At 39.0% G+C, this 15,264-nt stretch carries 15 protein-coding genes and 1 riboswitch; all 15 genes read right to left on the bottom strand.

All coding sequences use genetic code 11. The features are described 5' to 3' along the window. Window positions 1–18 precede the first annotated feature (18 nt). Complete coding sequence (gene yunB / locus F4694_RS02465) at window positions 19–774, bottom strand: sporulation protein YunB (protein WP_179595309.1); 756 nt, start codon at window positions 772–774, stop codon at window positions 19–21. Between the two features lie 164 nt (window positions 775–938). After that, on the bottom strand, window positions 939–1,241 hold the full coding sequence (locus F4694_RS02460; protein ID WP_179595308.1) for a YunC family protein: 303 nt from the start codon (window positions 1,239–1,241) through the stop codon (window positions 939–941). A gap of 67 nt (window positions 1,242–1,308) precedes the next feature. After that, window positions 1,309–2,658 carry a bifunctional metallophosphatase/5'-nucleotidase gene (locus F4694_RS02455; protein ID WP_179595307.1) on the bottom strand — a complete coding sequence of 450 codons (1,350 nt, stop codon included), beginning with the start codon at window positions 2,656–2,658 and terminating at the stop codon, window positions 1,309–1,311. A gap of 18 nt (window positions 2,659–2,676) precedes the next feature. Beyond that, complete coding sequence (locus tag F4694_RS02450; RefSeq protein ID WP_179595306.1) at window positions 2,677–3,498, bottom strand: sulfite exporter TauE/SafE family protein; 822 nt, start codon at window positions 3,496–3,498, stop codon at window positions 2,677–2,679. A 264-nt stretch (window positions 3,499–3,762) separates the two neighbouring features. Beyond that, a complete protein-coding gene (locus F4694_RS02445) occupies window positions 3,763–4,608 on the bottom strand; it encodes a DUF72 domain-containing protein (RefSeq protein ID WP_179595305.1) in 846 nt (281 codons plus the stop codon). A gap of 237 nt (window positions 4,609–4,845) precedes the next feature. Beyond that, window positions 4,846–6,243, bottom strand: coding sequence for a Fe-S cluster assembly protein SufB (sufB, locus tag F4694_RS02440; protein WP_179595304.1), 1,398 nt, complete (start codon window positions 6,241–6,243; stop codon window positions 4,846–4,848). Window positions 6,244–6,296: 53 nt separating this feature from the next. Beyond that, window positions 6,297–6,731: a Fe-S cluster assembly sulfur transfer protein SufU gene (sufU, locus tag F4694_RS02435; RefSeq protein ID WP_179595303.1), complete on the bottom strand. Its 435-nt coding sequence runs from the start codon at window positions 6,729–6,731 to the stop codon at window positions 6,297–6,299. After that, window positions 6,721–7,950, bottom strand: a complete 1,230-nt coding sequence (locus tag F4694_RS02430) for a cysteine desulfurase (RefSeq protein WP_179595302.1) — start codon at window positions 7,948–7,950, stop codon at window positions 6,721–6,723. Before F4694_RS02430 ends, sufU begins: the two co-directional genes overlap by 11 nt. Then, window positions 7,950–9,260: a Fe-S cluster assembly protein SufD gene (gene sufD / locus F4694_RS02425; protein ID WP_179595301.1), complete on the bottom strand. Its 1,311-nt coding sequence runs from the start codon at window positions 9,258–9,260 to the stop codon at window positions 7,950–7,952. The genes F4694_RS02430 and sufD overlap by 1 nt, the downstream gene beginning before the upstream one ends. A 23-nt stretch (window positions 9,261–9,283) precedes the next feature. Continuing rightward, window positions 9,284–10,069: a Fe-S cluster assembly ATPase SufC gene (sufC, locus tag F4694_RS02420; protein WP_034673664.1), complete on the bottom strand. Its 786-nt coding sequence runs from the start codon at window positions 10,067–10,069 to the stop codon at window positions 9,284–9,286. A gap of 426 nt (window positions 10,070–10,495) precedes the next feature. Continuing rightward, window positions 10,496–11,335, bottom strand: coding sequence for a MetQ/NlpA family ABC transporter substrate-binding protein (locus F4694_RS02415; protein WP_179595300.1), 840 nt, complete (start codon window positions 11,333–11,335; stop codon window positions 10,496–10,498). A 13-nt stretch (window positions 11,336–11,348) separates the two neighbouring features. Continuing rightward, window positions 11,349–12,020 carry a methionine ABC transporter permease gene (locus F4694_RS02410; protein ID WP_179595299.1) on the bottom strand — a complete coding sequence of 224 codons (672 nt, stop codon included), beginning with the start codon at window positions 12,018–12,020 and terminating at the stop codon, window positions 11,349–11,351. Further along, the gene (locus F4694_RS02405; RefSeq protein WP_179595298.1) at window positions 12,013–13,038 is read right to left on the bottom strand and encodes a methionine ABC transporter ATP-binding protein; all 1,026 of its coding nucleotides are present in this window, start codon (window positions 13,036–13,038) and stop codon (window positions 12,013–12,015) included. Before F4694_RS02405 ends, F4694_RS02410 begins: the two co-directional genes overlap by 8 nt. Before the next feature lie 152 nt (window positions 13,039–13,190). After that, a riboswitch (SAM riboswitch) is annotated at window positions 13,191–13,299 on the bottom strand. 124 nt (window positions 13,300–13,423) lie between these two features. Further along, the gene (locus F4694_RS02400; RefSeq protein ID WP_179595297.1) at window positions 13,424–14,740 is read right to left on the bottom strand and encodes an O-acetylhomoserine aminocarboxypropyltransferase/cysteine synthase family protein; all 1,317 of its coding nucleotides are present in this window, start codon (window positions 14,738–14,740) and stop codon (window positions 13,424–13,426) included. Between the two features lie 94 nt (window positions 14,741–14,834). After that, window positions 14,835–15,194, bottom strand: coding sequence for a hypothetical protein (locus tag F4694_RS02395; RefSeq protein ID WP_179595296.1), 360 nt, complete (start codon window positions 15,192–15,194; stop codon window positions 14,835–14,837). Between the last annotated feature and the right edge of the window lie 70 nt (window positions 15,195–15,264).

Here is a 15,264-nt window from a genome sequence, read left to right as displayed (position 1 = left end):
GTCATTTTGACAGTCCTTTTAATTCTGAGGAGAGGGTATTTCAATGGATGGTGTAACACCATTTCCCCCATTATTATAAAATTGTGGTACATCGCCCTGTATTAATCTTCCGCCTACTGGAATATTTTGCTCTAATTTGGTGATTTCCGTTGCAAACGGGGTAATAATTTGCACTGAAACCTCAAGATGGATTGCCACATCAATCCATGTATTATTAATCCCCATGGGTTTTGGGTTAATTTTCACATCTGGACGTACTTCACCAATTGCATGAAACCTAACAGGTATTTTAGGACCTAAATTTCCCAACAAAGCCATATTGGTTGCTTGACCAAGCGGGACATTCCACACTATCCCATCCTGTTGCTCTGTATTTACCTCAATATCGACATCCGTTAATTTCTCTAGTGAATCAAGATCTCCTTTTTCTGCTGCATTTAAGTTTTTCTGTATTTCATTGGTGATTTCAGATAATTTCTGATTTATGATTTCCGTTTTTAAACTGGCACTCGGCTGCGCACCATTTTGACCAGCTTCAACGGCAATAACATCTCCCACTTCTACCGTTTTTTTATTAATTGCCTTATTGATAACCTGTGATGCAATTTGCTTGGTTTTTGATTCCGCATATCTCATTAAGGATGGTTCAATTCCCTTGTTGACCAGCCATATTCCCATTGCAGTAGACAATATAAAAAAGACAAACGATAATAACAAAACGTATCGGAAAGGTAACGGTCCCCGTTTACGGTGACGCACACGAAACTTAGCCAAAAATCATCCCCCCTTACATGTTATATGTATGCGGGAAAGGGATGAACTAGCCTATAAATTTATACTAGCTGGCCTGGCCGAAGAAAACGGCAGCGCCTTGCCCAAAGGCGGCAGGCATCGAGTGAGCCGGTGCATAAGAAAAAGCCTGCACGAATGCAAGCTTTTCATACCATTTTCAACAGAGCGTCTTTTCCGAGCATTCCTTTTGTAATACCAATTGCTTCTGCCTCGTCTGTGACTGACTCCATTGGTGCGTTAAGTAGCTGTTCAATCGTTCTTACCCCCACTGCTCTAGCTGCAATGATTTTACGATCCTTTAACTTTTCATTTAATAACCCCACATCTAAAGCACCGCACATAATATATCCCTTATCATTGCTTATGGAGAGCAGTGTAGTTTTCGGCAGTAAGACAGTAACAGCCAAGAACGTGTGACCATTAATCTCTACCGGTGATAACTCTATCAATTTACACACTCCCTTCCTCACTATCAACGTATGAAAGCGAGAGAAAAAGCGTGTATACATTCTAGGACTACTTTTCTAATTTCCATTTCAGTAAGTCCCGTAAAAATTCAGGAAGAAAATATTCCTTTTTCTTTTGTGGAAAAATTTCTTTGAAAAAGTGTCCGAAGGTAAACATATCTGGTACCGCAATGGTATAGGTTTGGTTTAAGTCTAATTCTTGCCCATTGATAAAGATGTCACTGTTTTCATTAAAGCTAATCCTGTCATATATACTTTCTCCCATCACTGTTCCCCTAAAACCAAGCCCGACTACCTGCTGGTCTGCCCAGTCTTCACCCCTTGTTTCAAGCAATACCTTCTTTAATTCACTGCCTGTAAGTTCAATTTTACAAGGATTAATTGGATGTGGACAAATGGAGAGCACATCATATAATGTCACTTTACTTGGTAAGGGACCTAAAATAAGACCTCCATTAATAAATGCACAATCTGCCTTGCACCATTCTCTAAGTGCTTGGCAAAGGAGCTGGGCAAGCTCAGCTTTCTGAAACGGTTCATGTGGGTGGTATTCCTTTGGAGATTTGGTGATTTTTTGATTTAACAATTTCTTTCCTTTTCGGTAAAGTTCTTTAGAAATAGCTTTCTCATCTGGTACTGAAGGAAGTTCCATCACATTATATAATAGTGCTTGTTTGCCAATGGGTTTTCTCTCATCAACTTGAATGCAAACATACCCGACATATCTTCCATGCTTACCAGCCCCGGCAAGCAATGTCTGTCCCACCAACTTGCCCTCAGGAAGTGTATGGTGAGTATGACCTCCTAGAATAATATCGACCTCTGGAAATTCTCTTGCAATTTGTTCATCATGGTTAAGTCCGAGATGAGAAAGCAGGACAATGATATCTGATTGATTCCTCAGCGTCTGAATCCAGCTTTTCAATTCTTCAATCGGTTCTGTAAGGTGCCATCCTAATAGCTCATAAAGAAGCGAAAAATTGGCTGTTAATCCAATCACACCAATCCGCGTACCCTTTTCGGTTTTATAAATCTTGTATGGTTTTAGCCACTCTGGATATTGCTTGTTACTGTTATAGAGGTTAGCCAGGACAACATCAAATTTCCTGTTGTCATACAAATGATTCAGACCTTCATAAGGGAAATTAACTCCCTCATTGTTACCAATCGTAACTGCAGTATAGCCGCTTTCATTTAACAACTCAATATTCCCTTGCCCCTGGGTTCCTTCTGAAAGCGGGTGCCACCTGTCAATAAAATCACCTATATCAAAAAGTAAAAATTCTTCCCCCGCAGCTTCTTGATATGTTCTTCGGCTAGTTAAGAAATGCTGAATTCGCGGCCATCGTTTTAAATGGCTATGAAGATCATTTGTATGATATATGTGAATGTATTCCATGCATGATTCGCATCCTTTTTAACCCATAATACCTTCATAAATTAATCGTATGCCGACGATTATTAATATGGTTCGTAGTAATAAAACAATTGTTTTGCTCTTTAGCCTTGTGTTTAAATAGACACCTACCCTGGCACCAATCCATGCCCCAGGAACTAATGCCAATGCAAGCAGCCAATCAACATTCCCCAGAGTAATATGGGTAATGGAGCTAAGGATGGATGTTGGCAAAATCATAAACATCGAAGTGGCTGTTGCTACATGGGGAGGAAAGAAAAAGAATAGGATCATGGTCGGCACCATTAACGATCCACCGCCAACACCTAGAATCCCGGATAAAAAGCCGACAATTAGCGAAATAATAACTCCCATTACAGGGTTAAATCCATATTCAAAGATTTTTCCTGTGTTATCTGTAAAGCTTCGAACAATTCCTTTATCCTTACGATATGGGATCGGCTTTAATTTATCTTTTAATAACAGCACAAATGAAACAAAAATGATAAAAATACCGAAAAATAAATTGAATGATTTTAAATCTAATATCTCTGTTACCCACGCTCCTAAGATACTCCCAGGACCACTTCCAATCAAAAAAATCAATCCACTTTTATAATCCACCGTTTTATGCTTCATATAAGCTAACGTGGAAGAAAGTCCGGTAAAAATCATCGTAAAAAGAGAGGTCCCCACTGCTGTCTGAGGAGAAATGTAACCAAATGTAGCCAGAGAGCTTAAAAAGAGCAAGGAAGGAACAATCACGATCCCTCCGCCCAATCCAATTAAACTGCCTAAAGAACTGCCCGCGATTCCTATCAAAACTAAAATAATCCACTCCATAATCTTTCTCCTTTTTATTAGCTGTGTTAATGGAAAACTGTTGATTTAATAACCTGTTGATTGGAGCGGAAGGCGCTCGACTCCTGCGGGATGTACGAGCTGAGTGAGACCCCGCAGGTGCGAAGCTGTAAGGAGGCTCACGGGCGAGCCCGCGGAAAGCGTAGCGCCTCGGACAGGCAGAGACCGCCTGTCCCTGCGATGATTATTCTAAGAAGTATTCCTTATTGGAGCGCAAATCAACAGCCTAGTTTAACACAGCTTTTTTTAAAATAAATCCAGTTGTCTGGGAGCAAGGTCCTCATATTTTATATTTAAAAGGTCAATCATCTCTTTCGCGTTACCGGCTGCATCGCCGCCGGAATTGTTGTTAAAAAGAACATAGACATTAGCAGATTCATTCGCTAATTGCCTAATAATATTCGCCCATTCTTCGAGTTCTTGTTGATTATAACGATAGAGGTAGCGCACCTCACGCCAATTTTCAGCCTGACGTTTTTGCCAGCCATGCACGTTTCGTCCATGGAATCGAATCAGAAGTTTTTCAGAATCAATTGCTTCTAATATGGCTGGTATGGAACCCTCGCCTGATTGGGGTTCATCGCAAATACTATGTATCCATCTTTCCTCTTTCATAAAATCTAGTGTATGCTGGCGATATCGGGTTGTAAACCAAGATTGGTGCCTGAACTCAAGTGCACAAGGTAAATCACCCATTGCATTTTTACACCAACGTAAATATTCCACGTTTTCCCGCTTACAATCGAACCAGGGCGGAAACTGAAATAAGACCATTGCTAATTTGTTTGCTACTATGTATGGTTCTAGAGACTCTTTAAAAGCCTGGAACATTTCTTGTTTGGTTGCGAATGGTGTTTCACCACGCTGATGACCTGTCATCCCCTGGTACGCTTTTATTATGAACTGGAATGAGTCTGTTGTGTCGTTTACCCACTTAACTGCATTTCTTCTTGGTTGAACGGCATAGAAAGCGGTGTCGACTTCTACGGTAGGAAAATGACCTGCATATTCTTTTAGTTTGTCTCGAGGTAAGGTGTGGTCCGGATATAGGCTATCATGATCCCCCCACCCTGTTACACCAATGTAAATCATCCTAAATCACCCCCACCTAATAATAATAGCATAACCTCATTTTCAAGCGTATTTCTGGCGACTAGTTTTATATTTCTTATCGACCTTATGAGTGACCGTTTTTCCTTTACTAACTGATTCTTGGGCTCTCATTGACCACATGAAGGACCGTTTCTCCTTTTTCAACAGGTTCGCGGGCTCTCGTTGTTTTAATACTAAAAAATCCGCCTGCCAAAACGGCAAGCGGACCAAAACTTATTATCCGATTGAACCTTCCATTTCGAACTTGATCAGGCGGTTCATTTCGACTGCATATTCCATTGGTAATTCTTTTGTAAATGGTTCAATAAAGCCCATTACGATCATTTCAGTTGCTTCCTGTTCTGAAATACCACGGCTCATCAAGTAGAAAAGCTGTTCTTCAGATACTTTTGAAACTTTCGCTTCGTGCTCAAGTGAAATATTATCGTTAAGGATCTCATTGTATGGAATGGTATCTGAAGTAGACTGATTATCCATAATCAATGTATCACATTCAATATTTGCACGAGCGCCATCTGCTTTACGTCCAAAGTGTACAACACCACGGTATGTTACTTTACCGCCATGTTTAGAAATCGACTTAGAAACAATCGTTGAAGATGTGTTAGGAGCTAAGTGAATCATTTTTGCTCCAGCATCCTGATGTTGACCTTTACCGGCAATCGCGATTGATAATGTCATACCACGTGCGCCTTCACCTTTTAAAATAACGGCTGGGTATTTCATCGTTAATTTAGATCCGATGTTACCATCAATCCATTCCATCGTTGCATTCGCTTCACAAACTGCACGCTTGGTTACTAGGTTGAATACATTGTTCGCCCAGTTTTGAATTGTTGTGTAACGGCAGTAAGCGTCTTTTTTAATAACAATCTCTACAACTGCACTGTGAAGTGAGTTAGTAGTATAAACTGGTGCTGTACATCCTTCTACATAATGAACATGCGCGCCTTCATCAACAACAATTAAAGTACGCTCAAATTGTCCCATATTTTCAGAGTTAATTCGGAAATACGCTTGTAAAGGTGTATCGACTTTAACACCTGGTGGTACATAGATGAAGGACCCACCTGACCATACAGCAGAGTTTAATGCTGCAAATTTGTTATCTGTAGGCGGAATCGTTTTTCCGAAGTGCTCCCGGAAGATATCCTCATTCTCTCTTAAAGCAGAGTCAGTATCTTTAAATACGATACCTAAATCTTCAAGTTCTACCTTCATGTTATGGTAAACAACTTCTGATTCATATTGAGCAGATACACCAGCAAGGTACTTTTGCTCTGCTTCGGGAATTCCAAGTTTGTCAAATGTTGCTTTAATTTCTTCAGGGACTTCATCCCATGATTTTTCCGATTTCTCAGATGGTTTTACATAATAAGTGATTTCGTCAAAGTTTAAAGAGCCTAAATCTCCGCCCCATTGAGGCATCGGCATTTTGTAGAAATGCTCGAGTGATTTCAAACGGAAGTCAAGCATCCACTGTGGTTCGTTTTTTAACTTTGAAATTTCTTCTACAATTTCACTTGTCAAACCACGCTTTGATCGAAATATGGAAACATCCTTATCGGCAAAACCGTATTTATAATCACCGATTTCCGGCATTTTTTTCGCCATCGACCTGTTCCTCCATTCATAAACAAAAAGGGAAAACTCCCTTGTTTGTTCTATTATTGTTCCTCTTCAGTTAACCCTTTTTCCATTGCCTTCCACGCAAGCGTAGCACATTTGATTCTGGCCGGAAATTTGGAGACCCCTTGAAGTGCTTCAATATCACCAAGGTCAACATCTTCGTCATAATCTTTTCCTTGAATCATATCCGAGAAAATCTTTGAAAGCCGGATAGCTTCCTCTACTTTTTTCCCTTTTATGGCTTGTGTCATCATTGAAGCAGATGACATAGATATGGAGCAGCCTTCCCCTTCAAATCGTACATCCTTTACGATTCCATCCTCAACTTTAAAGGTTAGTTGAATCCGGTCTCCGCAAGTAGGATTGTTCATATTGATGGTATGACTTCCATCCTCTAATAGACCGCGGTTACGCGGTTTTTTATAATGATCCATAATAACTTGACGGTAAAGTGCATCTAAATTAGAAGACATCGCTGAAATACTCCTTTGTTTTAACAAGTCCTTCAACTAGCTTATCAATATCGTCTTCTGTGTTGTATAAATAAAAGCTTGCACGAGCAGTCGCTGACGCCCTCAGCCACTTCATTAACGGCTGGGCACAGTGATGTCCAGCACGGACAGCAATGCCCTCTGCATCAAGAACTGTAGCAACATCATGCGGATGTACATCACTAATATTAAAGGTAACCAGACCTGCACGTTTTGCAGCGTCTAATGGTCCGTAAATCGTCATTCCAGGTACAGATGACATTTTTTCTAATGCATAGGCCGCAAGCTTATGCTCGTGTTCGGCAATATTATCTAAGCCAATTTCATTTAAAAAGTCGATTGCAGCTCCAAGACCAATGGCACCTGCAATGATGGGTGTTCCCGCTTCAAACTTCCAGGGAAGCTCTTTCCATGTTGATTCTTGTAAGTGAACAAAATCAATCATTTCTCCGCCGAACTCGATTGGTTCCATTTTTTCTAACAAATGCTTTTTGCCGTATAGTACCCCTATTCCAGTAGGAGCACACATCTTATGTCCGGAAAAAGCTAAAAAATCACAGTCTAAATCTTGAACATCAATTTTCATATGAGGCGCACTTTGCGCCCCATCGACTACCATAATCGCTCCATTTTCATGAGCAATTTTAGCAATTTCCTTAACAGGATTAATGACGCCAAGTACGTTTGAAACCTGCATTACAGAAACAATGCGGGTATTAGGTGTAACTGTTGCTTTAACATCTTCAAGTGATATGGTTCCATCTTCCTGAAGCGGGATGTACTTTAATACTGCTCCCGTCCGTTTTGCAACCTGCTGCCAAGGAATGATATTACTATGGTGCTCCATATACGTAATAACAATCTCGTCACCAGCGTTTAAGTTCGCATCTGCATAACTGGCCGCAACTGTATTTAAAGATGTCGTTGTCCCTCTGGTAAAAATAACCTCTTGGGTCGACTTTGCATTAATAAACTTACGTACTTTTTCCCTTGCTCCCTCGTAGGCATCTGTTGCACGTGTTCCGAGTGTGTGAACACCACGGTGAACATTGGAATTGATTTCTTTATAATATCTTTCCACTGTCTCAATGACCTGGATTGGTTTCTGAGAAGTAGCTGAACTATCAAGATAAACAAGTGGGTTTCCATTTACTTCTTGATCTAAAATAGGGAATTGACGACGAATATCAAGGACATTCATTATCGTACTTTCCTTTCAATTACTGCAGTTAACTGCTTTTTAACTCCTTCGATTGGAAGCTGGTTTACTACAGGTGCAAGGAATCCATGAATGACCAAGCGTTCTGCTTCTTTTTTCGGAATTCCACGGCTCATTAGATAGTAAAGCTGAACAGGATCTACACGCCCAACTGATGCAGCATGACCCGCTGTTACATCATCTTCATCGATAAGAAGAATTGGGTTGGCATCTCCACGTGCTTTTTCACTAAGCATAAGCACACGGGATTCCTGTTCTGCATTCGATTTTGATGCGCCATGTAAAATATGACCAATTCCATTAAAAATAGAAGAGGCACTATCCTTCATAACTCCATGCTTTAAAATATAACCTTCAGTGTTTCTACCATAATGAACAACCTTTGTTGTAAAGTTTTGTGTTTGTTCGCCACGTCCTACAACAACTGTTTTGGTGTCACCATAGGCACCATCACCCATAAGGTTTGTTGTATTTTCTGAGATGGTATTTCCTTCATTCATTAATCCAAGGGCCCATTCAATTCGAGCGTCTCTGCCTGCAGATCCACGACGATTCACGTAGGTTGTAATGCCCTTCGCAAGAGTATCAACAGCACCATACTGAACTTTGGCACCTGCTTTTGCGATGACTTCTGTCACAATATTAAAAACACCATTTGCTGATTCAAGTGTTGACAAATAGTTTTCTACATATGTTACAGAACTATTATCATCTGCAACCACAATGACATGATTGAAAAGGTTCGTATCAGCATCATCATGTAAGTAAATAGAATGGATAGGCTCTTTTATTTCAACATTTTTAGGAATGTATAAGAATGCTCCACCATTAACAAGCGCTGCATGTAAAGCAATCAAGCGATGTTCATCAATCTTAACTGCTTCTGTTAGAAAGTATTTTTGTACCAGTTCGCTATGTTCACGAATGGCCGTAAAGATATCTGTGAAAATAACCCCTTGCCCTTTTAATTCCTCTGCTAAAGAAATATAGGCAGGTGTCATATTCCGCTGAATATATAAATTTTTAGCCGCAGCTTCTTCACCGATTAACGCTTGTACTTCTTCTGGAAGTTCAGCAAGTAATGTATAGCTGCTACTTTTTACAGTATGAGTTTCAAATTGAGTGAAATTCCACTTATCGATTTTTGTTTTATCAGGTCTTGGCATTGGCAGAGTTTCGCTCAATTCAAAAGCTTTTAGACGAAATTCTTCCATCCACGCAGGCTCGTTCATTTCTGTTGAAAAAGAACGAACAAAATCTTTATCAAATGATAAATTCGTTTCTGTTGTCATGATTATCCTCCTAACGCTAACTTCTACGCTTCTTGCCCAACTGTTTCATCTTCAATTCCAAGCTCTTGCTTGATCCAGTCATATCCTTCTGCTTCTAAGCGTTGTGCAAGTTCTGGTCCGCCTGATTTTACAACACGGCCCTGCATCATAACGTGCACATAGTCAGGAGTGATATAATTTAAAAGTCGTTGATAGTGAGTAATGACTAAACAGCCAAAGTCTTCTCCACGCATTTGGTTAATACCTTTTGAAACAACCTTTAGCGCATCAATATCCAATCCAGAGTCAATTTCATCTAAAATTGCGATTTTAGGTTCAAGCATCATTAATTGTAGGATTTCATTACGTTTTTTCTCTCCGCCAGAAAATCCTTCATTTAAATAACGCTGTGCCATATCAAGGTCCATCTCAAGGAATTCCATTTGCTTATCCATTTTACGAATGAATTTCATTAATGAAATTTCATTGCCTTCTCCAAGACGGCTATTTAATGCTGAACGTAAGAAATCAGCATTTGTTACACCATTAATTTCACTCGGATATTGCATCGCTAAGAATAGTCCAGCACGTGCGCGCTCATCTACTTCCATTTCAAGTACGTTTTGATCATCTAACATAATCGAACCGCTTGTTACTTCATATTTTGGATGACCCATGATAGCAGATGATAAAGTGGATTTACCTGTACCATTTGGACCCATGATTGCGTGAATTTCTCCACCTTTTATTTCAAGGTTTACACCTTTTAAAATTTCTTTTCCATCAATTTCTACATGTAAATCTTTGATCGTTAATGTTGACCCCGCCATATATATACCTCCGCAAAGATAATTTTTATCTTGTAGCCTAAAAACACTTGGCCGCAAAATTCATTCTCACTTTATTCTCATTACAATCTTATAACAAATAGTATCTGTTAGCAACTCATAAACAGTATTAACAATTAAGAACAGCGAAAGAATTTATATTTTCACTGAATACAAACCAAATGAGAATGAATAGTCGACAACATGTGCTTGTACTATAATAAATTCGGAATTTTGTAACTTGTGAACGCTTTATGTATTCACATACGAATAAAATCATAACGTATTTATCTCTATTTTGCCAAGATATGAGCATTATTATTTCCTGCCTAATTTTACCTAATCTCTATTTTCATGTGAAATTTAAATGGACGAAAAGCCAGTGAGTTTACTTCACTGGCTTTTCGTTTTTCTTCCATATAATATTTCTTATTCAGAAACTGGAACAACTGCACCTTTGTATTTTTCTAGGATGAAGTCTTGAATTTCTTTCGAACGTAGAACTTCTACTAGTGTTTTGATTGCTTCTTTGTTTTCATCACCTTTACGAACAGCGATTACGTTAACATATGGTGACTCACTGTTTTCAATCGCAATGGAATCTTCTAATGGATTAAGACCAGCGTCGATAGCATAGTTTGAGTTGATTAACACGGCGTCGCCTTCACCATTGTTGTAAATCTGTGGTAATAATGCAGCTTCATAATTTGTATCAAACTTAAGATTCTTTTTATTTTCAACTACATCTTCAGTAGTTGCAGTTGTTTTATCAATACCTTCTTTTAATTTAATTAATCCTTCTGCCTCTAAAAGGGAAAGAAGACGTCCGTGATCCGCTACAGAGTTACTCATGATTAATTGTGCACCATCAGGTAATTCACTTAAATCCTTGTATTTCTTAGAGTAAACTCCGATTGGCTCAATGTGGATACCACCCGCATTTACAAAGTCATAACCATTTTCTTTAATTTGAGATGTTAAATAAGGAATGTGTTGGAAATAGTTAGCGTCAAGTTCTTTAGATTCTAATGCCTTGTTTGGCAGTACATAATCTTGGAAAGTTTCAATCTTTAATTCAATACCCTTTTCTTCTAAAAGTGGACTTGCTTCTTCTAAGATTTCTGCGTGTGGAACGTTAGAAGCCCCTACCACTAATTCTGTGGTTTCTGCTTTTTCGCTGCCTCCATCAGACTTTTCCTCTGATGTACCGCATGCTGCTAATAATAGTACGAATGATAATGCTAAAACTAAACTGAATAATTTTTTCATGTTGACCTCTCCTTTATCTTTTATCTAATTTTGAAGTGATAATATCACCGATAAACTGAATAACAAATACAATGATTAGAATAATGATCGTCGCGATTAATGTTACATCATTTTGGTTTCGCTGGAAGCCTTCTAGGTATGCTAGGTTTCCTAAACCTCCCGCACCAATAACACCTGCCATCGCCGTATAACCTACTAGGGCAATCGCTGTAACTGTAATACCTGATACTAAGGCTGGCATCGATTCAGGAAGTAAAACCTTCCAGATAATCGTGCCCGTTGTAGCCCCCATGGATTTAGCTGCTTCGATTACACCTTTATCTATTTCCCTAAGACCAATTTCAACCATTCTTGCATAAAATGGTGCAGCACCAATGATTAATGCCGGAAGAGCTGCATTTTCACCAATCATGGATTTAACAAGGAACATAGTAAATGGTATTAGTAACACAATTAAAATAATAAAGGGAATCGAGCGAAAAATATTAACAATTGCACTGATTACGATGTTCACTGGCCGGTTTTCCCAGATGTTCCCTTTAGAAGTTAAGAAGAGTAACATTCCAAGTAAAATACCTAAAATAAATGTTGCGACTACAGAAATCCCTGTCATATATAAAGTTTGAAGAGTAGCCTCCCACATTTCTTCCCAATCAATATCCTGAAAGTAACGTTCTTCATTCATTCGTAACCACCTCCACTCCAACCTGTTGAGAACGGATGTAGTCTATTGCTTTATCGACTTCCGTATCATGACCATCTAAATGAATAAACAGTGACCCATAGGATCCACTTTGAGTCTGCGAAATTTTCCCCTGTAGGATATTAACAGTGACGTTATTATTTCGAATTAAATTCGTAATAATTGGCTGCTCTGCTGCTTCACCAATAAACGTTAATTGAACAACCCGTCCAGTCTTACAGTGCTCTAATAAATGCTCAGCGGTTTCTTTTGTTTCTTCTGGTTCAGTAACCTGTTTAACAAAACGCTTCGTAATCTTCTGCTGAGGGTTTTTAAATACATCTAACACCTGTCCAAGCTCAACAATTCTTCCACTTTCCATGACCGCTACCCGATGACAGATCTTACGAATAACATGCATTTCATGTGTAATCAATACAATCGTTAATCCTAGCCTTTTATTGATATCGACTAATAAATCTAAGATAGAATCGGTCGTTTGTGGATCTAGGGCTGAAGTTGCTTCATCACATAGAAGTACTTTTGGATTGTTTGCCAAGGCCCGTGCAATTCCGACACGTTGTTTTTGACCGCCGCTAAGCTGAGATGGGTATGCATTTTCTCGACCTTCAAGCCCAACTAATTTAATTAATTCATTTACTCTTTTTTGTCTTTCTGCTGCACCTACGCCAGCTATCTCCAAAGGAAACGAGATATTCTCGCTAACTGTTCTTGACCAAAGCAGATTAAAATGCTGGAAGATCATACTTATTTCTTGGCGCGCTTTTCGAAGCTCACTGCCTCTAATTTTTGAAATAACACGACCAGCAACAGTAACAGATCCTTCTGTCGGAAGCTCTAGTCCATTAAGCATTCGAATTAGGGTACTTTTACCCGCACCACTATATCCGATTACCCCAAAGATTTCCCCTTCTTTTATTTCTAAATTAACATCATCGACTGCCTTCAACTGCCCCTGCTTAGAAGGGAAAACCTTGCGTACATCTTTTATAGAAATCATCTCATCACCTTCTTTTTATCCAATAAAATTCGTGTTTTAAATATGACTATTCAAATATAGGGTTTGACTGTGTTTAACAAAACATTCTTATATTAGAAAAATTAAAAAGCCTTTCTGCATAGGGCAGAAAGGCATCATAAATAAAGACCTTTCTCCCATCTTCCAAAGCATCCGCTTTGTGTGAATTGGCACCATTTCAATATTACTATTGACGGTTGCCGGGCTTCATCGGGCACATCCCTCCACCACTCTTGATAAGAGTTACAGCAAGCTATATTCTATTTTCGTTCATAAATTTAATAAATTATTTTGGTACAAAAGTTATCTTAACATGGATGAAAAGTGGTGTCAACGAAATTATCTACAAATTTCGAATAAACTCTTATTATGCTTTTACTTTTAAAGAAGTAACACCAGTGGCAGTCTCAATCGCTGCTTCTAGGTCCTCAATTAGATCCTCTACATTCTCAATTCCAACCGAGAGTCGAATTAAATCCTCAGAAACCCCAGCTGCCTTTAGTCCTTCCGCATCAAGCTGCTGATGAGTAGTGCTGGCAGGGTGAATAATTAAGCTTTTTGCATCTCCAACATTCGCTACATGGGCGAAAAGTGTAATCGAATCAATTAATTTTGCTCCTGCTTCTCTCCCGCCTTTGATACCAAAAACAATCATCGAACCGGCACCTTTAGGCAAATACTTGCTGGCAAGTTCATAATCAGGATGAGAAGAGTGACCAGGATAGGAAACCCACTCTACGGCCGGATGCTTTACTAAATACTCAACTACTTCCTTCGTATTGGCAATATGCTCTTTCATCCGAACATGAAGTGTTTCTAGTCCGAGTGTAAATTGAAAAGCGTTTTGCGGACTGAGTGAAGGTCCTAAATCACGTAAAAGCTGTACACGTGCTTTAACAATATAGGCAGCAGCACCTAGTGCTTCTGCATAAACAAGGTCATGATAGCTTGGATCGGGAGTTGTAAAACCAGGGAATTTTGGTGAATTCCAGTCAAACTTACCGCCGTCTACAATAATTCCTCCTGTTGTTGTACCATTACCTAAAAGCCATTTCGTTGCTGAATGAATAACAATATCAGCACCATATTCTATTGGTCTGCAAAGGTACGGAGTAGCAAATGTATTGTCAATAATTAATGGAACTCCTGCCGCGTGTGCGATATCCGCAACTTTTTCAATATCAAGGATTCTTAAAGACGGATTCCCAATCGTTTCAGCAAACACGGCTTTTGTTTTTTCATTGATAGCCGCACGGAAATTTTCTGGATCTTCAGGATCTACAAACCTAACTTTAATTCCATATTTCGGTAGCGTAACAGCAAATAAATTGTAGGTACCACCATATAATGTTGACGCTGAAACGATTTCATCACCAGCTTCAGCAATATTTAAGATTGCAAGGGTAATGGCAGCCATACCGCTTGCTACTGCTAAGGCTCCGCCTCCACCTTCCAGCAATGCCACTCTTTCTTCGAAAACGGTAGTTGTTGGGTTATGGATACGCGTATATATGTATCCCGGCTCTTTTAAGGCAAAAAGATTTGCGGCATGTTCGGTGTCTTTAAATTGATAGGCATTGTTTTGGTAAATAGGGACGGCTCGTGCACCTGTTACTGGATCGGGTGCTAACCCGCCATGAACACTCAATGTTTCGAAACGATATTTTTTTTGATTTTCCCCCATAACTAACACTCCTCCACCACTATGGATAATATTTTTTATAATTTTTCGATATTTACAAAAATACTACACCAAATTTTATAAATCTTCAAAGCATTTAAACAAAATTCTTCGAATACGATCTATCTATCTTAGTTAAATAAAAAATAGACTCGATAAGTAAAAGTGTACGAAAAGTAGCATACACCTCAATTTTACATTTTTTAATGAGATCTCTTAATTTCTCTTTACCCTCTAGTAATAAATAAAGCGAATCTCGATTTCCATTAATCACACAAGCTTCCGTATCATTATCATTGTTATTTACGAGAAACCTTTCACCATAATTAAGGACCAGGAAATCCTGAGAGTCTTCGCACACAAGTTTTATCTTGAGTCCACCTGAATTTTCTAGAAGCTTTTGCACATGATTGCGTTTCTTAATGGTCGAAAGAAACAGTTCTATTAACTCTTGCATTTCTCATCACTCCGATTTACTTTCCTTATCTGTAAAAAGTTCAGTAAATCCCCCAAAAAATCCTTTATTA

The sequence above is a fragment of the Neobacillus driksii genome, from assembly GCF_013409995.1.
Classification (GTDB): Bacteria; Bacillota; Bacilli; order Bacillales; family Cytobacillaceae; genus Neobacillus; species Neobacillus driksii.
Note: the sequence above shows the minus strand (reverse complement) of the source record. Positions and strands in the feature narration are given on the sequence as shown.